This is a genomic window from Flavobacterium flavipallidum (genome assembly GCF_038289905.1).
GTDB lineage: Bacteria > Bacteroidota > Bacteroidia > Flavobacteriales > Flavobacteriaceae > Flavobacterium > Flavobacterium flavipallidum.
Genome location: NZ_JBBYHU010000003.1, coordinates 35,323 through 59,416, shown reverse-complemented (window position 1 = coordinate 59,416; position 24,094 = coordinate 35,323). Strand labels below are relative to the sequence as shown.

Annotated in this window: 28 protein-coding genes and 1 pseudogene; 22 read left to right on the top strand and 7 right to left on the bottom strand. The window is 34.5% G+C overall.

Going from position 1 to position 24,094, the window contains the following annotated elements; genetic code table 11:
- Positions 1-86: 86 nt before the first annotated feature.
- Positions 87-626, bottom strand: coding sequence for a YceI family protein (locus AAEO59_RS02525; protein ID WP_341699177.1), 540 nt, complete (start codon positions 624-626; stop codon positions 87-89).
- A gap of 15 nt (positions 627-641) precedes the next feature.
- On the bottom strand, positions 642-1,010 hold the full coding sequence (locus AAEO59_RS02520; protein ID WP_341699176.1) for a c-type cytochrome: 369 nt from the start codon (positions 1,008-1,010) through the stop codon (positions 642-644).
- A gap of 146 nt (positions 1,011-1,156) precedes the next feature.
- On the opposite strand from AAEO59_RS02520, the gene AAEO59_RS02515 reads away from it, so the two are divergent.
- The 14 genes and pseudogenes from AAEO59_RS02515 to AAEO59_RS02450 all read left to right on the top strand — a co-directional run bounded on the left by AAEO59_RS02515 (position 1,157) and on the right by AAEO59_RS02450 (position 11,847).
- Positions 1,157-1,549, top strand: coding sequence for a hypothetical protein (locus AAEO59_RS02515; protein ID WP_341699175.1), 393 nt, complete (start codon positions 1,157-1,159; stop codon positions 1,547-1,549).
- 25 nt (positions 1,550-1,574) lie between these two features.
- Positions 1,575-2,414 (top strand): DUF5777 family beta-barrel protein, encoded by an 840-nt coding sequence (locus tag AAEO59_RS02510; protein ID WP_341699174.1) that lies wholly within the window; start codon positions 1,575-1,577, stop codon positions 2,412-2,414.
- Positions 2,415-2,521: 107 nt separating this feature from the next.
- Positions 2,522-2,956, top strand: coding sequence for a hypothetical protein (locus tag AAEO59_RS02505; RefSeq protein ID WP_341699173.1), 435 nt, complete (start codon positions 2,522-2,524; stop codon positions 2,954-2,956).
- A gap of 18 nt (positions 2,957-2,974) precedes the next feature.
- Complete coding sequence (locus AAEO59_RS02500; protein ID WP_341699172.1) at positions 2,975-3,559, top strand: globin family protein; 585 nt, start codon at positions 2,975-2,977, stop codon at positions 3,557-3,559.
- A gap of 385 nt (positions 3,560-3,944) precedes the next feature.
- A complete protein-coding gene (hemA, locus tag AAEO59_RS02495; protein ID WP_341699171.1) occupies positions 3,945-5,201 on the top strand; it encodes a glutamyl-tRNA reductase in 1,257 nt (418 codons plus the stop codon).
- Between the two features lie 70 nt (positions 5,202-5,271).
- A pseudogene (locus tag AAEO59_RS02490) lies at positions 5,272-5,679 on the top strand (GxxExxY protein).
- A gap of 76 nt (positions 5,680-5,755) precedes the next feature.
- Positions 5,756-6,682 (top strand): hydroxymethylbilane synthase, encoded by a 927-nt coding sequence (gene hemC, locus AAEO59_RS02485; RefSeq protein ID WP_341699170.1) that lies wholly within the window; start codon positions 5,756-5,758, stop codon positions 6,680-6,682.
- Positions 6,682-7,350, top strand: coding sequence for a uroporphyrinogen-III synthase (locus tag AAEO59_RS02480; protein ID WP_341699169.1), 669 nt, complete (start codon positions 6,682-6,684; stop codon positions 7,348-7,350). The genes hemC and AAEO59_RS02480 overlap by 1 nt, the downstream gene beginning before the upstream one ends.
- Before the next feature lie 45 nt (positions 7,351-7,395).
- Positions 7,396-8,421, top strand: coding sequence for a uroporphyrinogen decarboxylase (hemE, locus tag AAEO59_RS02475; protein ID WP_341699168.1), 1,026 nt, complete (start codon positions 7,396-7,398; stop codon positions 8,419-8,421).
- An 83-nt stretch (positions 8,422-8,504) separates the two neighbouring features.
- Positions 8,505-8,882, top strand: a complete 378-nt coding sequence (locus AAEO59_RS02470) for a hypothetical protein (protein ID WP_341699167.1) — start codon at positions 8,505-8,507, stop codon at positions 8,880-8,882.
- A 10-nt stretch (positions 8,883-8,892) separates the two neighbouring features.
- Positions 8,893-9,312, top strand: coding sequence for a hypothetical protein (locus AAEO59_RS02465; RefSeq protein WP_341699166.1), 420 nt, complete (start codon positions 8,893-8,895; stop codon positions 9,310-9,312).
- Between the two features lie 36 nt (positions 9,313-9,348).
- A complete protein-coding gene (gene hemF / locus AAEO59_RS02460; RefSeq protein ID WP_341699165.1) occupies positions 9,349-10,251 on the top strand; it encodes an oxygen-dependent coproporphyrinogen oxidase in 903 nt (300 codons plus the stop codon).
- A gap of 133 nt (positions 10,252-10,384) precedes the next feature.
- Positions 10,385-11,380, top strand: coding sequence for a porphobilinogen synthase (hemB, locus tag AAEO59_RS02455; RefSeq protein WP_341699164.1), 996 nt, complete (start codon positions 10,385-10,387; stop codon positions 11,378-11,380).
- A 65-nt stretch (positions 11,381-11,445) separates the two neighbouring features.
- Positions 11,446-11,847 (top strand): c-type cytochrome, encoded by a 402-nt coding sequence (locus AAEO59_RS02450; RefSeq protein WP_341699163.1) that lies wholly within the window; start codon positions 11,446-11,448, stop codon positions 11,845-11,847.
- Positions 11,848-11,907: 60 nt separating this feature from the next.
- Here the strand turns inward: AAEO59_RS02450 and AAEO59_RS02445 are convergent, their stop codons facing one another.
- The gene (locus AAEO59_RS02445; protein ID WP_341699162.1) at positions 11,908-12,366 is read right to left on the bottom strand and encodes an Lrp/AsnC family transcriptional regulator; all 459 of its coding nucleotides are present in this window, start codon (positions 12,364-12,366) and stop codon (positions 11,908-11,910) included.
- A 201-nt stretch (positions 12,367-12,567) separates the two neighbouring features.
- Here AAEO59_RS02445 and ald point away from each other — a divergent pair, with 201 nt between their 5' ends.
- The gene (ald, locus tag AAEO59_RS02440) at positions 12,568-13,686 is read left to right on the top strand and encodes an alanine dehydrogenase (RefSeq protein ID WP_341699161.1); all 1,119 of its coding nucleotides are present in this window, start codon (positions 12,568-12,570) and stop codon (positions 13,684-13,686) included.
- A gap of 61 nt (positions 13,687-13,747) precedes the next feature.
- Here ald and AAEO59_RS02435 read toward each other — a convergent pair whose 3' ends face one another.
- Entirely contained in the window at positions 13,748-14,455 is a 708-nt protein-coding gene (locus AAEO59_RS02435; RefSeq protein ID WP_341699160.1) for a class I SAM-dependent methyltransferase, read from the bottom strand.
- A gap of 87 nt (positions 14,456-14,542) precedes the next feature.
- Between AAEO59_RS02435 and AAEO59_RS02430 the strand changes: the two genes are divergently transcribed.
- From AAEO59_RS02430 to AAEO59_RS02400, 7 genes are all read left to right on the top strand, one after another.
- Entirely contained in the window at positions 14,543-15,415 is an 873-nt protein-coding gene (locus tag AAEO59_RS02430) for a LysR family transcriptional regulator (RefSeq protein ID WP_341699159.1), read from the top strand.
- A 10-nt stretch (positions 15,416-15,425) separates the two neighbouring features.
- Positions 15,426-15,911: a methylated-DNA--[protein]-cysteine S-methyltransferase gene (locus AAEO59_RS02425; protein WP_341699158.1), complete on the top strand. Its 486-nt coding sequence runs from the start codon at positions 15,426-15,428 to the stop codon at positions 15,909-15,911.
- 147 nt (positions 15,912-16,058) lie between these two features.
- Complete coding sequence (locus AAEO59_RS02420) at positions 16,059-17,228, top strand: serine hydrolase domain-containing protein (RefSeq protein WP_341699157.1); 1,170 nt, start codon at positions 16,059-16,061, stop codon at positions 17,226-17,228.
- A gap of 4 nt (positions 17,229-17,232) precedes the next feature.
- Entirely contained in the window at positions 17,233-17,946 is a 714-nt protein-coding gene (locus tag AAEO59_RS02415; protein ID WP_341699156.1) for a 3'-5' exonuclease, read from the top strand.
- Between the two features lie 145 nt (positions 17,947-18,091).
- Positions 18,092-19,531 (top strand): nucleoside recognition domain-containing protein, encoded by a 1,440-nt coding sequence (locus tag AAEO59_RS02410; RefSeq protein WP_341699155.1) that lies wholly within the window; start codon positions 18,092-18,094, stop codon positions 19,529-19,531.
- Between the two features lie 105 nt (positions 19,532-19,636).
- On the top strand, positions 19,637-19,807 hold the full coding sequence (locus AAEO59_RS02405; protein ID WP_188219246.1) for a hypothetical protein: 171 nt from the start codon (positions 19,637-19,639) through the stop codon (positions 19,805-19,807).
- 265 nt (positions 19,808-20,072) lie between these two features.
- A complete protein-coding gene (locus AAEO59_RS02400) occupies positions 20,073-21,674 on the top strand; it encodes a fumarate hydratase (RefSeq protein WP_341699154.1) in 1,602 nt (533 codons plus the stop codon).
- Between the two features lie 91 nt (positions 21,675-21,765).
- Here AAEO59_RS02400 and AAEO59_RS02395 read toward each other — a convergent pair whose 3' ends face one another.
- From AAEO59_RS02395 to AAEO59_RS02385, 3 genes are read right to left on the bottom strand one after another with little or no spacing between them, the layout of a single operon-like run.
- Positions 21,766-21,963 (bottom strand): hypothetical protein, encoded by a 198-nt coding sequence (locus AAEO59_RS02395; RefSeq protein WP_341699153.1) that lies wholly within the window; start codon positions 21,961-21,963, stop codon positions 21,766-21,768.
- Between the two features lie 3 nt (positions 21,964-21,966).
- The gene (locus tag AAEO59_RS02390; protein WP_341699152.1) at positions 21,967-23,364 is read right to left on the bottom strand and encodes a radical SAM protein; all 1,398 of its coding nucleotides are present in this window, start codon (positions 23,362-23,364) and stop codon (positions 21,967-21,969) included.
- Entirely contained in the window at positions 23,354-24,094 is a 741-nt protein-coding gene (locus tag AAEO59_RS02385; RefSeq protein WP_341699151.1) for a prolipoprotein diacylglyceryl transferase, read from the bottom strand. Before AAEO59_RS02385 ends, AAEO59_RS02390 begins: the two co-directional genes overlap by 11 nt.

Here is a 24,094-nt window from a genome sequence, read left to right as displayed (position 1 = left end):
CGTTCATTTAGTGTTTCAAAATTAAATCTTTTTCATGGTTTATTGTTTACTTAGCTCAAATTATTGCACATTCTATACTTTTATAGCTATTTCAAAACAGCCGTTAACTGAATAGCAACCTTATTCGCTACTTTATTCTTAACTATTGCCGGTATTGCAATATCAAAATCACTTGCATTTACCCAAAAATTTGCCTGTAAATTAACCCCCGATGTTGTTTTACTCATTTTGGCCAACGTTTTAATTGAAACACTTTTTCCATGAAGCTCTAATTTACCGTTGATCGTAAAATTTTTAGGAGTTGCCGTCAGACTATTAACATCAAATCCTTCTATTTTTCCTCTAAAAATTGCTTTAGGATAACGATCACTTTCAATGTAATTTTCATTGAAATGTTCTTCCATAAGCGCCACTTTAAATCGAAAAGCTTTCATTATTGCTAAACTGGCTATTTCTGCTGTCTCAGTATTTAAAACCACCGTTACATTATTATTGACCGCTTTGACTTCTTCAAAGGAAGGTACTGAAGCTTCAAAAATAACATTGGCTGATTTACTTATTATTTTACCCTGCGCCACTATAAAATTGGACAATAAAAAAATGCCAATTACGATTACTTTTTTCATTTGTTCCAATTTAAATTATTCCTCTAAAAGTCCGTCTTGCTGCCATTTAGCCACTACATCTATTGTTGCCTGAGGCATTCTTGGACCGCCCTGAGGCATGAGTAAACTATTGCCATTATTCAAAGAAATCCGATTCAACAAGCCACGATTTTGCATCGCATTTTTAACCTGAGTATAGGTCACTAAAGAAAATGATGCCCCATTAGTAGGTGTTGCTCCGTGACAGGAAATACAATTATTATCAATAATTGATTTTACATTTTGCTTATACGTAACAACACCTTGAACCGGCGTATTATCCATTAAAGTTTCAGGATTCTCATTAGAACAAGCCATTAAAAAGCCCGAAAAAATCATCACCAAAATTCTATTTTTTGATTCCATAACAAATTGATTTAAAGATTAATAATTGTTTTTCAATTCATATACGATGGAATTGCTGTTCTGGTTTTTTACAACTTCTTTTTTATCCCTAAAACCAACACTCGTTTTTTTCCGTAGATACACAACAGAACCAAATACCAAATGTCATGAAGAAAATGATACGCTATGGAATACTAATTTTAATCATTGCTGCAATTGCAATCTATCGTTATGCATATCAAGAACACCGAGATATTCAAAACGAAAAAGCCGTTTATGTAGGTACTATGACCTCATTAGAACAGGAATTTATTGCAAATGATAGCCTGGCATTAAAAAAATTCCAAAATCAAACCATTGAATTAACGGTTCAACTATCAGCAGTTGATACTCAAAATAAGGCTCTTGTTTTGGACAAAAACCTCTACGCCACCTTTAACGAAAACCTTCCTAAAAATATCATTCCCGGAAAAACACTAAAAATCAAAGGACGCTTTTTAGGTTATGATGAATTATTGGAAGAATTTAAAATGGATCAATGCACTATTGTAAATCCTTAAAACTAACCATCTAAAAATATATTTTATGAAAAAGTTCATTCTATTTCTGTTATTATTTCCGGCGATAAGCTTTTCACAAGATGATTTGTTAGCCGGAACAGACAGCATAGCTGTCAAAGAAAAAGTCGTTTCAGCTTTTAAAGCTTTAAAAATTGTCAATCTGGAATCGACAAAACTGGCCGCCAAAGGCGATTTGTATTTTATTGTTGCCCATCGATTTGGCTCAGTCAAAGATGGTTTCGAAGGTTTCTTTGGTCTGGACAATGCAGTTACCCAACTAAAATTTGTTTACGGCCTTACAGAAAAATTAACCATCAGCGGTGCCCGCAGCGAACAAGCCTATGATTTTTCTACAAAATACACTTTGATAAATCAAATGAAAGAAGGTTTCCCAATAACTATCGCAGGATTTACAAGTTTGGCAATTAACAACACCCTTAAAGAAAGTTTGTATCCAAATCTCACTTTTGACGATAGATTAACTTATGTTCAACAACTATTACTTTCCAGAAAATTTTCTGAAAAACTATCACTGGAAATGGCACCAACTATATTCCACCAAAACTTTATCGACAATCCGGCACAGGAAAATACACAATATGCTATTGGTTTTGGCGGACGTTACAAATTATCCAAACGCTGGTCACTTAATGTAGATTATGCTGCTCACATGAATAGAGCATCGAATTCATTATACAAAAACCCACTCTCCATAGGTTTTGATTTAGAAACCGGAGGACATGTTTTTCAAATGCATTTTACCAGTTCGCAAGGAATTCATGAAGCCGGATATCTGGGACAAACTACTGGTGATTGGACAAAAGGCAATGTGTTTTTTGGATTTAATCTCCTTCGGGTTTTTTAAAATGGTATCACAGCAATTTAAAACAATTCTAAATTGATAGTTTTTGCAAAAAACACAAAACCAAACCTAAAAAACTCACGTAAATAAGTTTTCAAAACCCATCGATTATGAAAAATTATACCATCATTAAAAAGGGATTAGTTATTATTGGAGCAATGGTTTTGCTATTCATTGCCATTTTACTTTTCCACATTATTACTGCTAAACCAGCAGTTTATGAAACACCTCATTTACAAGTCAGCCGAATTGATTTTAAATCAAATATCGACTCCGCACAGGCAAAACAAATTTGTGCCGATCTACGATCTATAAAAGGTTTAACCTCTGATTCTATTATCGTAAAAAGAAATGTTGTGGTTTATTTTCACAACAATACAATAACCAACTCCGAGAAAGTTTTTAATGAGCTCATGAGCAAAAGACCTTATGAAGCCCAACGCTTTATTGTACCAGCTAACCTGGCCAACAAAGAAGTATGTCCAATAGATCAAAATAGTTTAAGCTACAAAGCATTTAAAACAATAAATCAATTTTTTAATTAACCTTTAAATTCGATTATCATGAGAAATTTTTCAAAAATCACACTAAGTGTATTACTAATTGCATCAGCCGCATTAACATCCTGCAGTAAAGATGACGATCCGGAACCAGTAAAAGCATCTATTTATGCCCGATTAGGAGGAACCACTATGGTTGCTGATCCTGATAATTCAGGACAAATGATTGAACAAGGACGCTTAAGTTTCCGCAAAGTGGTAAACTCAGCCATTGGACTGATTGTTGCCGATATTACTAATAATGCCTCGGGAAATTTAAAAGCACATTTTGCACCACTTTTGGCAGAAACAGGAAGCACACAAACAACCAGTATTGCTAAACTTTCAGACAATTTAACCGATTTCTTTTCATTCAATACCGGAGGTACAAATGCTGTAAATGCCTACTCTGGTTTGAGTATGGCTGCTGCACATAACCCGGCCATAAATGCTCGTATGGGAGCCAAATCTACTGATGCTGATTACACTAAATTTGAAGGCTATGTAGGCGCTGCCGCAAATGCTAACGGTGTAGCCTCAAATACAGAACTTTATGCTGACATTGTAGTTGTACTAGAATCACTAAGAAGCACTATTGTTCAAATGTAAACCTCATTTTCAAGTAATAACGCTACTCCCTTTGGAATAGCGTTATTACTAAATTAACCACTCAAAACACACCTACCAACCCAATTCTTTTTCATCAAAAAATAGAAAAAAACACTTCAAAAAGACTATTTTTTCAATAAGCAATTAGCCCTCATAGCGATATTTTTTCTTAAATAATTTTAGCACCTCGCAACAATATTATTTAGAATAAATCTACATAGTCACCAATAAAACACCTTATTTTACAATATTTTCAAGTCTATTCACTATAAAAATTACGATTTTAGACTAAATTTTCTCTAAGCGATATAAAAAGAACTTACAGCGTTGTTTTTATAAAATAGTTAATAATAATTTTGTTGAACTTTTTAAGGAAAGTATAATCATGGAAAATTATAACATGTCCAGAAACAGCACTTTTTATGCTTTAGGTTTAAGTTACAAAAAAGCAGATGCAACCATTAGAGGAAAATTTAGCCTAGATGCTAAAGCCCAATCTATACTATTAATGCAGGCAGAAGCAGAAGGAATTGAATCTTTGATAGTAACCTCAACTTGCAACAGAACTGAAATTTATGGTTTTGCTAATCATCCTTATGAGTTAATCAAATTACTTTGTGAAAACAGCAACGGTTCGGTTCAGGAATTCCAAGAAGTAGCCTATATCTATAAAAATCAGGAAGCAGTAAATCATATGTTTCGCGTAGGAACCGGATTAGACAGCCAGATTTTAGGTGATTTTGAAATCATCAGCCAAATAAAAAATGCATTCAACCAAAGTAAATCTTATGGTTTAGTAAATACTTACATGGAGCGCTTAGTAAACTCAGTAATCCAGGCAAGTAAAAAAATTAAAACAGATACTGAAATTTCTTCTGGTGCAACTTCAGTTTCGTTTGCATCAGTTCAATATATCATCAAAAATGTAGAAGATATTGCCAATAAAAACATCCTACTTTTTGGAACTGGAAAAATTGGCCGAAACACTTGTGAAAACCTCGTAAAACATACTAAACACGAGCAAATTACCCTAATCAACAGAACGAAAGACAAGGCTGAAAAACTGGCTGAAAAATTAGATTTGGTGGTAAAAAATTATGCTGATCTGCAATTAGAAATACAAAAAGCAGATGTTTTAGTAGTAGCTACAGGAGCACAAAATCCAACTATAGACAAAGCCATCTTAAATCTTAAAAAACCATTGTTGATTTTAGATTTGTCTATCCCTAAGAACGTGAATGAAAATGTAACCGAAGTTGAAGGTGTCACACTTATTCACATGGATCATTTATCGCAAATTACAGATGAAACTTTAGAAAACAGAAAGGAACATATTCCTGCTGCTGAAGCCATTATTGAAGAAATTAAAGATGAATTCAAAATTTGGACAAAAGGACGAAAATTTGCTCCAACTATCAATGCTTTGAAAGCAAAATTGAACGAAATTAAAAATTCAGAATTAGATTTTCAAAGTAAAAAAATTGCTGATTTTAACGAAGAACAAGCTGAAATCATCAGCAACAGAATCATTCAAAAAATCACTACGCATTTTGCTAATCACCTCAAAGACGAAAACACTTTGGTTGATGAAAGCATCGAATGGATTGAAAAAGTCTTTAAAATTGAAGCCGTGGTGAAATAAAAATTACCTTTGTTTTTCATTAAACCATTAAGAAGTTAAGATTCATTTAGTTTTAATTCAAAAAAACACGATGACCAAAAAAGAAATTACTCAATTATCTTTTGAAATTACTGGTTTTGCAATTAAAGTGCATAAAAAGTTAGGTCCAGGTCTTTTAGAAAGTGTTTATGAACAATGCTTAAAATATGAATTGGAGAAAAATGGTTAAGATGTTAAACAACAATTGATAGTTAAAATAGAATATGATGATTTAGAATTGGAATCAAATTTAAAAATTGATTTACTAGTTAATGATTTAATCGTAGTTGAACTAAAATCAGTTGAGAATTTATTACCAATTCACGAAGCACAATTATTAACGTACATGAAAATATTAGAAAAACCGCAAGGATTACTAATTAACTTCAATACAACTAATATAACTAAGACATTGAAACCATTCGTAAACGAATACTTTTCAATGTTAGATGAAAATTAAAAACAAACCTTAATGAAACTTAATTTCTTAATGGTTTTAAAAAAACAACAATGTTTACATTGTTTAATTTTAAAAAATGGCAGAAAAAACAATACGTATAGGTACAAGAGATAGCGAACTCGCTTTATGGCAAGCACATACTGTTCAAAACAAACTAAACGATTTGGGTTATAAAACCGAAATTGTAGCCGTAAAATCCCAAGGCGATATCATTCTTGACAAACCCCTTTACGAATTGGGAATCACCGGAATTTTTACCAAAACATTAGACATTGCCATGATTAATGGCGATGTGGATATTGCGGTTCATTCCATGAAAGATGTCCCTACTGCTCTGCCTACAGGAATTGTTCAAGGAGCTGTTTTAAAAAGAGCCAACACACTTGATATTCTGGTTCACAAAGGAAACCTTGACTTTCTGGAAAGCAATGGAACGATTGCAACCGGAAGTTTACGTCGTCAGGCACAATGGTTAAACAAATACCCAAATCATACTGTAGTAGATTTACGCGGAAACGTAAATACCCGAATGCAAAAACTACAGCACAACAACTGGAACGGAGCTGTTTTTGCGGCAGCAGGACTGGAAAGAATCAACTTAAAACCAAGTGATTATATTGACTTAGACTGGATGATTCCGGCACCGGCTCAGGGAGCAATGTTGGTCGTTGCTATGGCAAATGATAATTACACTTTGGATGCTGTTTCGCAATTAAATGATATCGAAACAGAAGTTTGTACTTATATCGAACGTCAATTTTTGCGAACTTTAGAAGGCGGATGTACCGCTCCTATTGGTGCTTTGGCAAAATACAATGAAGAAGAAGATACCATTCATTTTGATGGTGTTTTATTCTCTTTAGACGGAAAAGAAAAAATAGAAATCAACAAAGTGGTGGATATTTCAGAATGGAAAAAATTAGGATTCTATTCGGCTAAAGAAATTCTGGATAATGGCGGCAACGAATTGATGGCAACCATTAAAGCAACATTGAAAAAATAATGAGCCAAACAAGTATACTTTCGACTAAAACTCTATCTGTAGCACAACGCCAAGCATTTCTTGATGCCGATTTTGACCTTTTGGAACAGGATTTCATCGAAATCAAAAACATCGATTTTGAATTAAAAGACATCAATACAAATTTGATTTTCAGCAGTCAAAATGCTGTTTTAAGTTTATTGGAACAAAAAGACTGGGAAAAACTTAAATCCAAAAGTGTATTTTGTGTTGGTGAAAAAACCAAAGATTTGCTGGAGGCAAATGGCTTTAAAGTAGAAGCCAACATGGATTACGCATCAGAATTAGCGGAAATTATTACGCTAATCTACAACAAAGAAAGCTATACTTTTTTCAGCGGAAATCTTCGCAAAGAAACTCTACCAAAAGCACTGAAAAATGCAGGAATTACTTTTAATGAAATTGAGGTTTACCAAACTAAATTAGCGCCATTTAAAATTTCCAAAGAGGAAAATTTTGATGGAATTTTGTTTTTTAGCCCTTCAGCTGTAGAAAGTTATCTGACTAATAATACAATCACAAAAGAAGTTTGCTTTTGCATAGGCGAAACCACCGCATCAGCATTAGAAAATAAAACCAAAAACATCGTCATTGCCGCTGAACCGACAATTGAAGATGTGATTGAAGCAGTAATAGAAGAATACAAATAATCCCCCCTTACCCCCTAAAGGGGGAATTTTAGAAAAATAAATAAAATGATAAAAAACGACTTATTTTTAAAAGCACTAAAAGGAGAAACAGTTCAACGTCCACCGGTTTGGATGATGCGTCAGGCAGGAAGATATTTACCAGAATTCAGAGCCTTGCGTGACAAATATGATTTTTTCACCCGTTGTGAAACTCCTGAATTAGCTGCCGAGATCACTGTTCAACCTATTCGTCGTATTGCTCCGGATGCTGCGATTTTATTTTCGGATATTCTTGTAGTGCCAAGAGCGATGGGAATTCACGTAGAATTGAAAGACAATTTGGGACCTATTATTCCAAATCCTATCCGCACGATGGAACAGGTAAATCAGGTTTATGTTCCGGACGTGAATGAAACTTTAGGTTATGTTTTTGATGCTGTAAAACTGACTAAGGAAATGCTGAACGACGAAGTGCCATTGATTGGTTTCGCCGGTTCTCCTTGGACTATTTTCTGTTATGCTGTGGAAGGAAAAGGTTCGAAAAGCTTTGATACCGCTAAAGGATTCTGTTTCTCAAACCCGGTTGCAGCGCACACTTTATTGCAAAAAATCACCGATACTACCATTTTATATTTAAAAGAAAAAGTAAAATCAGGCGTTAATGCCGTGCAGATTTTTGATTCTTGGGGAGGAATGTTGTCTCCAACAGATTATAACGAATTCTCATGGAAATACATCAATCAAATCGTGGATGCTTTGGCTGAAGTAACTCCGGTAATTGTTTTCGGAAAAGGATGCTGGTTTGCTTTGAACGAAATGGGAAAAAGTAAAGCTTCTGCATTAGGTGTTGACTGGACTTGTTCGGCTAGAAATGCGCGTTATTTATCTGGTGGAAATGTTACTTTACAAGGAAATTTTGACCCTTCAAGATTGCTTTCGCCAATTCCAACCATCAAGAAAATGGTTCATGAAATGATTGACGAATTCGGTAAAGACAAATATGTGGTGAATTTAGGTCACGGAATTTTACCAAATATCCCTGTAGACCACGCTAAAGCGTTTATTGACGCTGTTAAAGAATACGGAAACTAATTGTTGACAGTTGTTAGTTGATAATTGTTTGAAAAAATCATAGTAACTATCAGCTAACAACTAGCAACTAACAACCAAATAAAATGCTAAACAAAGGCTTAAGAGACCAAGAAAGTATACGAATAGACAATGTGCTAAAAACGTTGCATTCGTTGGTTTTTGTGCCAAAATGGAATGATAATGATTTCAAAGCTATTGATGAGCAGTTAAAAGAATTTGGTTTAAGCATCGAGCGAACAATTGAACTATCGGAAGACGAATTGAATCTGCTTTTACAAAGAGCAAATTTGGACTGGGAACAACAGGAGCTTTTTGCCGATATTTTAGTAGAAATGTCTCAAAAAAATCATTTTCATTTTTTAGAAAAAGCAATTGCTATTTACAACTATATCCAAGCCGAAAGTAAGACTTTTTCGTTTGAAATCAATAATAAAACAGCTTCATCAAAAGCCAATTTATAAAGAAATAACTATGAAATTAAAATATAGTTTATTATTTGTTTCTTGTTTGTTGTTTTTATCATGTAAAACCTACACAGTAACGCCTGAAAGTTTTAAAAGCCAATTTGGCAATATTGATTACGATCTTTCTACATCAAAAAGTATATCTGGTTCAATCTATTACAATGGTTTTCAAATTAAAAAAATCAATGTAATTGATAAAAATGGAGAAACTCAAATACTCCATAATGGTCCATCATTAGAAATGCGTGTCACATTAAATAATGGCAAACGTAGCCATTTTTATTTTGACAGTATGAGATTAAAGAATGATACAATAACTGGCTATAAGGCTCGATTATTACCATGGATGACTGTTAAAATTCCTTTTTCTGAGGTTGTTAAAATAGAAATTCAAGAAAGTGGAAAGAGAATAAAATATATGAATTAATTTAACTTTCACCTATTAAATTAGAACCAATTTATAATGAAAAATAAATTTTACCAATACATACAAAATCTCCAAGATCAAATCTGCGCTGGCTTAGAAAAAATGGATGGTGTTGCCCAATTCCGTCAGGATTTATGGGACAGACCAGAAGGTGGTGGCGGAAGAACCCGCGTAATTGAAAACGGAGCTGTTTTCGAAAAAGGTGGTGTGAATATCTCTGCAGTTCACGGAAAATTGCCTGATACCATGCAAAAAATGTTTGGTGTGGGTGAAGCCGATTTTTTTGCCTGCGGACTGAGTTTGGTGATACACCCCAAAAGTCCAATGGTACCAACGGTTCATGCCAACTGGCGTTATTTTGAGATGTATGATGACAAAAGTGAAATCATCAATCAGTGGTTTGGTGGCGGACAAGATTTGACGCCTTATTATTTGTTTGAAGAAGATGCCAAACATTTTCATCAGACCTGTAAAACGGCTTGTGACAAACATAATCCGGAGTTTTATCCCAACTATAAAAAGAAATGTGACGAGTATTTCTGGAATGCGCATCGTCATGAAGCCAGAGGTTTAGGTGGTTTATTTTTCGATTATTGCAAAGCTAACGATGAAATGTCAATGGAAGATTGGTACAATTTCGTTACCGAAGTTGGAAATAGTTTCCTGGAAGCTTATGTTCCGATTGTAGAACGAAGAAAAGATTTGCCTTATACTGAAGCGCAAAAAAACTGGCAAGAAATTCGTCGTGGTCGTTATGTAGAATTCAATTTGGTTCATGACAAAGGCACCTTGTTTGGCTTAAAAACCAATGGTCGAATTGAATCTATTTTGATGTCATTGCCACCGCATGTACAATGGGTTTATGACCATCATCCGGAATCTGGCAGTGAAGAAGAAAAATTGTTGAAAATATTAGAAAAACCAATTGATTGGATATAAAAAACAATTATACCATTAAGAAATTAAGTTTCATTAAGCTTAATTTTCTTAATCTCTTAATGGTAAAAAACAACAATGTTGATTTATGATTTTCATTTTAAATCATAATTCTGCAATCTAAAATCTAAAATATATGTTCCCATTACAACGAGGCCGTCGTTTAAGAGTAAACGAATCGATTAGAAGTTTAGTTCGTGAAACTACATTAAGTCCAAGTGATTTTATGTTTCCTATGTTTATTGCCGAAGGCGAAAATGTAAAAGTAGAAATCCCTTCGATGCCGGGAATTTTCCGTCGTTCGATTGATTTAACGGTGGAAGAAGTCAAAGAATTATTCGCTTTGGGCATTCGAGCAGTGAATATTTATGTAAAAGTAAGCGAAAATCTAAAAGACAATGCCGGAACGGAAGCCTGGAATCCAAACGGTTTAATGCAACAGGCTATCCGTGCCATTAAAGCGGCCTGTCCTGAAATGATTGTCATGCCCGATGTGGCTTTAGACCCTTATTCCATCTACGGTCATGATGGAATTATTACCAATGGCGATGTCGAAAACGATGCTACTAACGATGCTCTGGTAAAAATGGCTGTTTCTCATGCTGAGGCAGGAGCCGATTTTGTTGCCCCTTCAGACATGATGGACGGAAGAGTTTTAAGATTACGTCAAGGATTAGATGCAGCAGGCTTTCATAATGTAGGAATCATGAGTTATTCGGCTAAATATGCTTCGGCATTTTACGGACCTTTCAGAGACGCTTTGGACTCTGCACCTAAAGAAGCTGATGTAGTTGTACCAAAAGACAAGAAAACCTACCAAATGGACTATGCAAATCGCATTGAAGCCGTAAAAGAAGCGCTTTGGGACGTTGAAGAAGGTGCCGACATGGTCATGGTAAAGCCCGGAATCGCTTATTTAGATATCGTACGCGAAGTAAAAGACGCTGTAAATGTTCCGGTAACCGTTTATCATGTTTCGGGCGAATACGCGATGATTAAAGCAGCTGCCGAAAAAGGCTGGCTAGACAATGACAAAATTATGATGGAACAATTAATGTGTATTAAAAGAGCCGGAGCAAGCCTTATTTCAACCTATTTTGCCAAGGAAGCTGCAATACTTTTAAAGAAATAAACAGTTTTTAATTTAAAACCAAAAAATAATTTATTTTTGGATACACTAAAAACCAAAAAAAACACATGAAAAAACTAGCATTTTTAGCCGTTATTGCTTTTGCCTTTGCTTGTAAAAAAGAAAGTAATGAATCTTTTGGAAAAAAAGAGCAAAACACAACTACTGTTACTAAAGAAGACAAAGAATTAGCACCAGAAGAATTGGGTAAAGTAATCTTTGAGAGCAAAGGAAACTGTATTTCCTGCCATAAAACAGATGAAAAGCTAATTGGTCCCAGCCTTAAGGAAATTGCTAAAATTTACAAAGAAAAGAATGCTAATATGGTTTCTTTCTTAAAAGGAGAAAGCGAAGCAATCGTTGACCCTTCACAATTTGCTGTTATGCAGGCTAATTTAGAATTGACCAAAACATTTACAGATAAAGAATTACAAGGATTAGAAGCTTATATCAATTCTTCTTTGAAATAAACTCCTTAATTAATTTAGGAACTTTTCCTGAGGCTGTCCGAAAAAGACAGCCTCACTTGTTTATAAAGGCAATACCGTGGTATTTTTTACTTCTGAAATAATAAAAAAACTATTGATTAGAGACACCTCTGGCAAAACAGAAAGTTTCTTTTGATGAAAATGATGGTAACTCTCCATATCTTCTAGTACAATTTTAAGCAGGTAATCAAAACTTCCTGAAATAAAATTACATTCAACCACCTCGGGCATATTGAGGATCGCCTGATTAAAAACGACCGAAATATCATAATTCTGCTTGACCAAAGTCACCTGACAATAGACCGTTAAGTTCTTTCCAAGCTTCTTTTTGTTTAAAACAGTCACATACTTATCAATAATACCTTCACGCTCTAATCGCTTTACCCGATCATGAACCGGAGTCAATGACAAGTTGATCTTAGTAGCGATATCTTTAAGCTTATAATGTGCATTTTTTTGCAACAAGCGTAAAATTCGTTTATCCGTTTCGTCTAATATCATAACATTTCATAATATAAGATAGTATAAAAAAGAAAAAATTTCTGTTTCGAAAACGTTTAAGTAAATAAACAAGAAATAATTTGTGTAAAAATAAACAATAAAACGAAATTTTTCTTATTTAAACCTTGTTTTATCAGGAAAAAATACTTGTCTATACATTTGTAACGTAATAACAATCAAACCTCTAAAAAACTATAAACTATGATAATCGGAGTTCCAAAAGAAATTAAAAACAATGAAAACCGTGTAGCGCTTACTCCTGCTGGCGCTGCTGAAATGGTAAAGAACGGACACGTTGTGTATGTACAGGCTACTGCCGGAAACGGAAGTGGTTTTGGTGATGAGGAATATGTTGAGGCTGGTGCAACAATTTTAGGAACAATTGAAGAGGTTTACAACATTGCTGAGATGATTATCAAAGTAAAAGAACCTATCGAATCTGAATACAAATTAATCAAGAAAGACCAATTAGTTTTTACCTATTTCCACTTTGCTTCTTCTGAGCCATTAACGCATGCTATGATTGAACGCAAAGCAGTATGTTTAGCTTACGAAACAGTTGAAAAAGTAGACAGAAGCTTACCATTATTAGTTCCAATGTCGGAAGTGGCTGGACGTATGTCAATCCAAGAAGGAGCTAAATATTTAGAAAAACCATTAAAAGGTAGAGGAATCCTTTTAGGAGGTGTACCAGGGGTAAAACCTGCAAATGTTTTAGTACTAGGTGGAGGTATCGTAGGTACTCAAGCTGCTAAAATGGCTGCTGGTTTAGGAGCAAATGTAACTATAATGGATGTTAGCTTACCACGTTTACGTCAATTAGATGATATCATGCCAGCTAATGTAAATACTGAAATGTCTAACGGATATAACATTAAAAAAGCAATCAAAACTGCTGATTTAATTATCGGAGCGGTATTAATTCCAGGTGCTAAAGCGCCTCACTTAATCACCAGAGACATGTTGAAAGATATGCGTCCTGGAACTGTATTAGTTGACGTTGCTGTAGATCAAGGTGGATGTATTGAAACTTGTACTCCTACTACACACGAAAATCCAACTTTCATCATCGATGATATTGTACACTATTGTGTTGCAAACATGCCGGGTGCTGTACCTTACACTTCTACATTAGCATTAACCAACGCTACTTTACCATATGCTATCCAATTAGCAAACAAAGGATGGGAAAAAGCATGTGCTGAAAACGCAGAATTACAAAAAGGATTGAATATCGTAAACGGTAAAATTCTTTACAAAGGTGTAGCAGAAGCTTGGAATTTACCATACAACGAAACTATCGAAACAGCTGTTTGCTAATAAATACACCCTTAATAATGACAAAAGACCCATTCTACTCTATGAGAGAATGGGTTTTTGTTTATTTAATACCTCCAAAGGCACCAAAACAGGCATTTTTATGCAAAATTTCAGTGCTGGAAAAACCTACTCTTTTCATCAAATCCAATTGATAAGTCATTGATCTGGGTGTATCTTCTTTTTCGATATAATCAAAAACTTTTTTCTGGTATTCCTCTCCTCCATTTTCTGTCAAATATTTGGCATACATTTTCCAAACTAATGTATTCACTTCGGGATGGTCCTGAACTAACAAATCAGAAATCAAAAAACAACCGCCTGGAGTCAAACTATCATATAACTTTTGAAAAACCAATTCCCATTCTTCATCAGTCCTTAAATGATGCAAAACCGCTCCGGCCAAGATGATATCGAAATGATTTTTTGGCAATTCAATTTCGCGAATATCGCCCTGAATCGTTTCTACTTTTCCGTTTGTTGCTGCCGAAACCCGTTCCTGAGCTTTATCCAACATATTCTGACTCAAATCAATCAAAGTACAATCTAAATCGGGCACTTTTGAAAGCATTTTCAAAGTATAATTTCCTGCGCCACATCCTAAATCTAATAAAGTTTTAGCTTCCGGTTTTACGGCTCTTGCAGTGCAAGTAATTAATTCTAAAACAACTTTGGCATCCATTGTACTCACCTGTCCTGTTTCCAAATTAGAAAAACGTTCTACCTCATTGTCAAAACGTTTCTCGATTTCTGTTACTGATAATTTTTTCATAATAGCTATTCTTTTTACAAACCTAAAATTTTTATATATGACACAAAAATGCTTATTTTGTCAATAATTAATACTTAATAAGTATTTATGGAATTACGCCATTTAAAATATTTCCTGAAATTAGCCGAAGAACTAAGCTTTGTTCGTGCTGCCGATAAATTATTTATCTCGCAACCTCCTTTAAGTAGACAAATTAAGGAACTGGAAACGGAACTGGGCGCCACACTTTTTGAACGCAATAACAAACGTGTGATCCTAACCGATGCTGGAAAATATTACCAAAAGGAAATTCAGGAATTAATACAGAATTTGGAACGCATCAATTTGACAACCAAAAAAATAAGCGAAAATCAAAGTGGAGATTTCCGGATTGCCTATGTGAGTTCGACTTTTTCAGGAGATATTTCAAAACTGATTCAATTTTTATCGAATAAATATCCATACGTTAATTTCCGATTGTACGAAGTCCCAACTGTCAAGCAAATCGCTGCATTAGAAGAAGGAAAAATTGATTTTGGAATCATTCGCTCGCCTTTGCATTCGCCGAAAATTGATTCTAAGTTGTGGTTCAAAGACAGTTTTTCGTTGGTATTTAATCGAAATTTGTACGATATCCACTCCGAAGCAGATTTGGTTCACTTAAAAGAAGAAACCTTTGTATTCTTTAACAAAGATTATGCGCCGCATTTTCATGATGCCTTGTTACAAATTTGTGCGCAATATGGATTTAAACCCCAAGTTGTTCATGAATCGAATAATATTTCATCAATTATTCAATTAGTAAAGAATGGTTTAGGCATTTCAATTGTGCCAACAGCCATTAAAAAAAGTCATAATTATCCCGAGTTAGAATTCGTAGAACTCAAAAAAACAGCTCTTTTTACCGATATTTTATTGGCTACGCCAAAAGGAAATCCCTCAAAAATTGCTCAGGAAGCCATCGGATTTTTAACCTCCTAAAATTTGAAAAATGTTTGACGAAAAATCAACTGTTTATATTAAAACACCACTTGGCATTGCCAAAATCCAAGGCGATGAAAATGGCATTTCGGGTATTTCAATTGCTGATGATGGCACCGTTTCCGATTCAGTTCCTGAAGTATTACATCAAGCTGTTTCTCAATTGAATGATTATTTCGAAGGAAAAAGGACTGATTTCGATTTTAAACTGAATCCTTCCGGAACAGAATTTCAACAAAAAGTTTGGAAAGCTTTACTCGAAATTCCATTTGGAAAAACGATGAGTTATTTGGATTTATCCAAAAAATTAGGCGACGTCAAAGCCATTCGTGCTGTGGCCTCCGCCAATGGTAAAAATCCGTTTTGGATTGTGGTTCCTTGCCACAGAGTCATTGGCAGCAATGGCTCACTAACCGGTTACGCAGGTGGATTATGGCGCAAAAAATGGTTATTGGAACACGAAAATCCTTCACGCAAACAGGAATTGTTATTTTAAACAATTACAAATATAATTTTACCATTTAAGGAATTCAGCAAATTAAGCTTATTGAAACTTAACTCCTTAATGGTTTAACAAAAAACATATTTGATATTTTCACGAATAATTTTTTATGTAAATTCGTACTCAACTAACTCCAAATCCATGAAAAAAGTCAAAAAAATTCTGAGCGGTTTAGTTATTGTGATAAGTATTCTAATACTTGCACTCTATATTTTCAAAAAGGATTATTTATTAAGAGCTGTAAGAATTACTTATTTCAATGGACATTCCACTGCTTTTTTAGATGATTATAAATATTTTGATACTGCTACAATCCAAAAAAGCAATCAACCTCAACCCTGGCCTATTGCCAAAGATTACAATCTAGTAAAACCAACGGAAAGACTTGAAAAAACACATCAACAAACGGGAACCGTAGCTTTTTTAATTATCAAAAATGATAGTATCTGGAACGAAAACTATTATGATAATTACAGTAAAAACTCCAAATCCAATTCTTTTTCGATGGCCAAAAGCATCGTGACTTCAGCTTTGGGAAAAGCCATCATGGATGGAAAAATCAAAAATTTGGATCAAAAAGTAGCCGACTTTTTTCCGGAATTTTCTAAAGGAAAATCAGCTGCAATGACTGTGGGTGATTTGGCATCTATGTCATCGGGATTGGAATGGGATGAAGCCTATTACGATCCATTTTCGGTTACCACCCAGGCTTATTTTGACGAGGATTTGTCAAAAATAATTTTAGGTTTAAAAAACAACAGTGCACCCGGAAAAGCCTATAAATACCTGAGTGGCAATACCCAACTTCTGGCAATGTGTATCGAAAAGGCAACCGGAAAACCATTGACCGAATATGTATCGGAATCCTTTTGGAAACCTATGGGCGCCGAAAGTGACGCTTTTTGGCAAACCGACAAAAAAGGATTAGTAAAAGCTTTTTGCTGTATAGCCAGTAATGCCAGAGATTTTGCCCGTTTTGGCAAAATCTATTTAGATAACGGAAAATGGAACGGCAAACAAATTTTAGACAGCAATTTTGTGGCAAAATCAGTTCATCCCCGATTTAAGGAATCTCCTCAATATGGTTACGGCTGGTGGTTATCGGAGTTTCAAAACAAAAAAGTTTTCTACATGCGTGGGCATTTGGGACAGTATGTAATTGTGGTTCCAGAAGACAATTTAATTATTGTTCGATTAGGACATCACGATATAAAAAGCACCAATGGAACGCCACATAACGTCGATTTTTATGTCTATTTAGAAGAAACCTATAAAATCCTTCAAGAACAGTCCTCTCAATCCAAAAACTAAGAATATGATCGAAAAAATAAACCTCAACAACATCTTATTTCTGGACATCGAAACTGTTCCTGAAACGGCTGATTTCAATTCTTTGGATCCTGAAATGCAAAATCTGTACGAGCAAAAAACCCAATACCAGCGCAAGGAAGAAATCTCGGCAGAAGAGTTTTATGAGCGTGCCGGAATTTGGGCCGAATTTGGAAAAATTGTCTGTATTTCAGTGGGCTTTTTTGCCAATAAAAGTGATATCCGAAACTTTAGAGTGACTTCCTTTTTTGGAGAAGAAAAGAATATCCTGAAAGATTTTAGTAATCTGTTAAACAATCATTTCAACGGACCTCAGCATTTACTCTGCGGACATAATGCCAAAGAATTTGATATTCCGTTTATTGCCCGCCGAATGATTATAAATGGCATTGCTATTCCGGACAAACTGAATTTATTTGGCAAAAAACCTTGGGAAATTGCACACTTAGACACCTTAGAATTATGGAAATTTGGCGATTACAAACATTTTACTTCGCTAAAATTAATGTGTAAAGTTCTGGGAATTCCTTCGCCAAAAGGCGATATCGACGGCAGTCAGGTAGGTCATGTTTTCTATGTCGAAAAAGACATTGACCGCATCGTAACCTATTGCGAAAAAGATACCATTGCAGTAGCACAGATTTTCCTTCGATTAAGAAGAGAAGACTTATTGATTGAGGAAGAGATTATTCATGTGTAATCTAAAAAAATAATATTTACCGCAGATTCACAGATTATAAATTTAAAATCTGCGAATTTGCAGTTAAATATTTCTTACTGCTCTTTGCGAAAACCCTTTGTGAACTTTGCGGTTAAATATTTACATTTACAAAAATTAAAAAATTATGGTATTAAGCAGATTTTGGCTGGCAATATTTATTTCGTCTATTGCCTTTGTTGTAGTGAGTTTGTTCACAGCAGAGACTTATACAATTGATAGCGTTTTAAATGGAAAAAAAGACGATCCGATTTTAATTGCTGAAAAATACGCCGAAGAACTGCCTGCTTTTATCAAAGACAGCATTAAAATTGCACCAGAGCAAACGATGATTATCAATCGGGATACGCTTAATGCGGATACTACTTATGTTTATAAAAACAAGACTGTTAAAATATTCAGCGGTGTTCAAAAATCGGATGGACTATTGCCAACTTGTAAAAGCACTTTAGTAGATTTGATTCTGCCTTTGATTGCATATTTGGCCTTTTTCTGCGGATTAATGGAATTGCTAATCATTTCGGGAGCATCCGGAAAACTGGCTGTAGTATTGAGTCCGGTATTTGTAAAAGTGTTTCCGAGTATTCCTAAAAACCATCCGTCGATTTCGTATATGACCTTGAATTTTGCTGCCAATTTCCTCGGATTGGATTCGGCTGCAACGCCTTTCGGACTGAAGGCAATGGAAAGTTTGCAGGAACTCAACCCCGAAAAAGACAAAGCCAGTGACGCCCAAATCATGTTTATGTGTCTACATGCTTCCGGACTAACACTTATCGCTACTTCTATCATTGGCTATCGCGCTGCTGCCAATGCGGCTAATCCTGCCGATGTAATGCTGCCTTGTATTATCACCTCGTTTATTGGTACTATTGCTGCCTTTTTAATTGTAGGAGCCCGACAAAAAATCAATTTCAAAAGTGCTTCTTTGGTTGCTGCTTTAGTCGCGCTGATTGCTGCCATTATTGGTTTATTGATGTATGTTAATCATTTGGATTTAATTGGAAAAAACTATTTCACTACTAACCTTTCGGCATTAATTTTATTGGGAATTATCATCATTACCTTGGTTTTTTCCTTTATGAAAGAAAAGAAATTTACCGAAGCCAAGACTACTGTTTTTGATGCATTTGTTTCGGGAGCCAATAACGGAGTAAAAACCGGAGTTACTATTTTCCCTTATGTTTTGGGGATGTTAGTTGCTATTTCATTGTTTAGAAACAGCGGTTTATTCGAAATTATCAGTAACGGACTTGGATTTATTTTCTCCAATATGGGAGTCAATAAAGAAATTGTAGATGCTTTGCCGGTTGCCTTATTGAGACCTTTTAGTTCAGCGGGATCCAGAGGATTTTTGATTGATTCGATGAATACTTTTGGTGCTGATTCTTTAACCGGACGTTTGAGCAGTATTTTCCAATGTAGTGCCGAGAGTACTTTTTATGTAATTGCGGTTTATTTTGGTTCGGTTAATATCAAAAACACACGTTATGCCTTAGGTACGATGCTTTTGGTTGATGCGATTTGTGTGATTACTGCGATTTTTGTGGCGAGCTGGTTTTTTTAATAAAAATGATAAATATATCTTAAACGATATAGGATATTCAATCTATTTTTCATTCTTTTGAATCGATAAAACAATAAATTTTATATTTTCCCCAAATCGTATAAAATGAAAAAATATTCAAAACACATAGCTTTGCTATTTTTACTTAGTAGTTTAATGAGTTGCCGAATTCATCCGGTAACCACAACGCCTTCCGGAAAAATACCTCCCGGTCAGGCTAAAAAAATGACAGGAAGTAAAAGTGCCAAATACTATGCACCAGGCCATAATAAATAATTCTAATAACTTAAACCAATAATAAAAATGTCAAAATACACTAAATACATTGCTATAGGATTGCTAATTCTATTTTTAGTTACCAGCTTATTAAGCTAGTTTTTAAAACATTAATTGTACAAAAAAGAGATGGTATTGCATAAATATCATCTCTTTTTGTTTGAATTTATAACAAAAAGTTTGATTTTACGAAAGAATCACAGCTGTTAAAAGACTGTGGCTACGCTAAATAATTTTTATATTTGTCAAAAAAAATAAAATACCAATGGACTTTATTTATCAGGATCCTTATCCCATTTTAAAAGACGATACCCAATACCGTAAAATAACTTCTGACTATGTAAAAGTAGAAAAACTAGGAGATCGCGAAATCCTAACTGTTGATCCAAAAGGTTTAGAGTTACTTTCGCAGGAAGCCATGAAAGATGTTTCTTTTATGTTGCGTACTTCACATTTAGAAAAATTAAGAGCTATTCTTGACGATCCGGAAGCAACGGACAATGACCGATTTGTGGCTTATAATTTATTGCAGAATGCCGTAGTAGCTATTGATGGTGAATTACCTTCCTGTCAGGACACCGGAACAGCGATTGTAATGGCAAAAAAAGGTGAAAACGTATATACAGGCGTTGATGATGCCGAATGGCTTTCTAAAGGTATTTTTAATACGTATATCGAAAGAAACCTGCGTTATTCTCAGATTGTACCTATCAGCATGTTTGAAGAGAAAAACTCAGGTTCCAATCTTCCGGCTCAGATTGATATTTATGCTAAAAAAGGCGCTTCTTACGAATTTTTATTTTTAGCAAAAGGAGGAGGTTCTGCTAACAAAACCTATTTGTACCAACAAACAAAATCCTTATTGAACGAAAAATCATTAGATGCTTTCATTCGTGCTAAAATAATGGATTTAGGAACTTCTGCCTGTCCGCCTTACCACTTGGCTTTAGTGATTGGAGGAACTTCTGCCGAAGCAACCTTAGCAGCTGTAAAAAAAGCTTCTGCCGGTTATTATGATAATTTGCCTACTACAGGAAACATGGCAGGTCAGGCTTTCCGCGACTTGGAATGGGAAAAAAGAGTGCAAAAAATTTGCCAGGAAAGTGCCATTGGAGCGCAATTTGGTGGTAAATATTTCACTCATGACGTTCGTGTAATTCGTTTGCCACGTCATGCTGCTTCTTGTCCGGTTGGATTAGGAGTTTCCTGTTCTGCAGATAGAAATATCAAAGGAAAGATTACCAAAGACGGAATCTTCGTAGAGCAATTAGAGGTAAATCCAAAACGTTTATTGCCTGCAACGCCACCACATTTAGAAGAAGCCGTTGAAGTGGATTTGAACCAACCAATGAGCGAGATTCTTAAAAAACTATCCCAATACCCAATCAAAACGCGTTTGAAACTAAACGGAACTTTGATTGTGGCCCGTGATATCGCTCACGCAAAAATCAAAGAATTATTAGACGCCGGAAAACCAATGCCGGACTACTTTAAAAACCACCCGATTTATTACGCTGGTCCTGCTAAAACTCCGGACGGAATGCCATCTGGAAGTTTTGGTCCAACAACCGCCGGACGTATGGACGTTTATGTGGAAGAGTTCCAGAAAAATGGTGGAAGTATGGTGATGCTTGCTAAAGGAAACAGAACTAAGGATGTGATGAATGCCTGTAAAACTTACGGCGGATTCTATTTGGGTTCTATTGGTGGTCCTGCTGCTATTTTGGCCAAAGAAAACATTCTTTCGGTTGAAGTAGTTGACTTTGAAGAATTAGGAATGGAAGCCGTTAGAAAAATCACGATTAAAGATTTCCCAGCTTTCATAATTACCGATGATAAAGGAAATGATTTCTTTGAGAATTTATAATCTAAAATTCTAAGTTTAGACATATTTTAACCGCAAATTCGCAGATTAAATCTGTGAATTTGCGGTTTATTTTTTTCGTTTAAAAGTGTTTTTAGGTTAGTAAACTGCCGCAAATACCTAATCCAATTAATAAATATAAAGCCGCTAAAATAAACAAAACTTTAGCTCCTTTTGGACTCTGTTTTTTTACTGCAAAACCTATTAAAGTTAATATTATTGGTGGTCCAATCATTATTCCCAGAATAAAAATAATCAGACCATTTAGATTTCCAACTTCTAAAGCGATCATAGTTTAAAATTTAATTTCATTACGTAATTCTTCTAATCTTTCTAACTTTTCATCTCTATAAAACAAATTCATTGTTTCAAACGGGATGATTTTATTGTCTTTATTGACAATATGCACACAGGATTTTTTAATCGCTCTGACATCAAAATTATAGGCATCAATAAACTGCATAATGATAATTCTAAATAAATTATCATAACCTAAATTAGGTGCATCAATATTAGGCAAACAACACATAATAGATTTTAGATTTTCTTCAGCTACTTCAACTGAATTTCCAGTGCTAAAAAGTTCTATCATTTTTTCCTTAAGCACATCATCCTGTTCGTAAATGATAGTATTTTTACTGTTATCCAATAAATCATTCGGGTTAACATAACGTGTTAAAGGAAATACTTCATTGCCTAATTTTAATGCATATCCCATTACCAAAGCATCGGGATTACAAGGAACCGGTAATAAATCATCAGGATTAAAAATAGTAGTTTGTTCCAAAATTTTACACCTTACTTCGGTTAACGTCATCCGATCGGTTTCGGGATTAAAATTCTCCAATCGACCAGCAATTTGTGTAGGTTGAAAAGTAACTCCACGGACACATTTTTGCTGTAAAGCAAATTCGATTATTTTACCTATTTCGTTATCATTCAATCCTTTTTGAAGCGTAACAACCAAGGTAGTGGAAAGATTCAATTCGTTCAGATTTGCAATGGCTTGTTTTCGAATTTCATTCAAATCGGCTCCACGTAATTCTCGCAATACACTATTTTCAAATGAATCAAATTGCAGATAAATTTCAAAATCAGGAGCATAGCTTTTTAATTGTCTGGCAAATTCCTTGTCTTTGGCAATTTTAATCCCATTGGTATTTAACATCAAATGCCTGATGGGAAGTGATTTTGCATAATCTAAAATTTCAAAAAATTGCGGATGAATCGTAGGCTCTCCGCCGCTTATTTGTACTACATCCGGTTCTTTTTCATTGCGAACAATGGCATCTAGCATGGCTTTTACTTCTTCCAAAGTACGATGCCTGCCATAAGTGGGCGAAGAACCTGCATAACAGGTAGGACAGCTTAAATTACATCTATCTGTAATTTCAACAACCGTTAAACAGGAATGTTGTTCATGATCCGGACATAAACCACAATCGTAGGGACAGCCATAATCTGTTTTGGTATTAAATTTATAAGGCATTTCAGAAGGTTTATTATAATTTCTGATGTTCTTATAATATGGAATATCATCTGCAATCAACACTTTGGATTTTCCATGTTCCAGGCAATTTTTGAGCATATACACCTTATCGTTTTCAAAAACAATTTTAGCGTCAATTCGTTTTAAGCATTCCGGACAAAGACTTAAAGTATAATCGTAATAGGTGTAATTTCTAACGGGCATTTTTAAAAAGGTTTAAAATGGTTTTGCGATAATAAATTAAGCATAATAAACACAATAACTGAATTGTGCTTAATCCGAAAACAAAGAAAACATTGGGTTTTAAAAATTCAATTCCAAAACGAAATGCAAAATAGAATATCATGAAATACTGAAATAATAATCCATTCTTCAATTCCCTATTCTTTATTTTTAACAAAAATACAGATAAAAAGATTACAAATATTAATTCATATAAAGCTAATGGATGTCGTATTAAACCATCACCTAAATTCATTCCCATAAAAAATGTGGTTTCTTTTCCATAGGTAAATTCATTTATCCCAGATAACATGCAGCCTATTCGGCCAATAAAAATCCCTAATAAAATTGGGAAAACAAATAAATCGCCAGATGATTGCTGTTCGCCAATAATCTTTTTAGAAAGTTCTACACCCAATAAACCTCCAAATAAGCCCCCCATAATGGTTTTATAATTTAAAATATTTACTAGCGTTTCTAAAGAATAAGGAAATGAAGGATTTTCTAAAAAACCCATTATTCTGGAACCTAAAAAAGCACCAATTGCCGCTCCTAAAATAATGGAGAGTCTATTAGTGCTCGAAATCCTATCAGTCGTTTTTTTTCGTAAAAACAGATAATATCTAAATCCAAAAAAGAAAGCCAAATATTCTAAAACTAAATGAATGTTGATTGTATAGCCTAAAATAATGGGCTCAAAAGGAATCCTCAT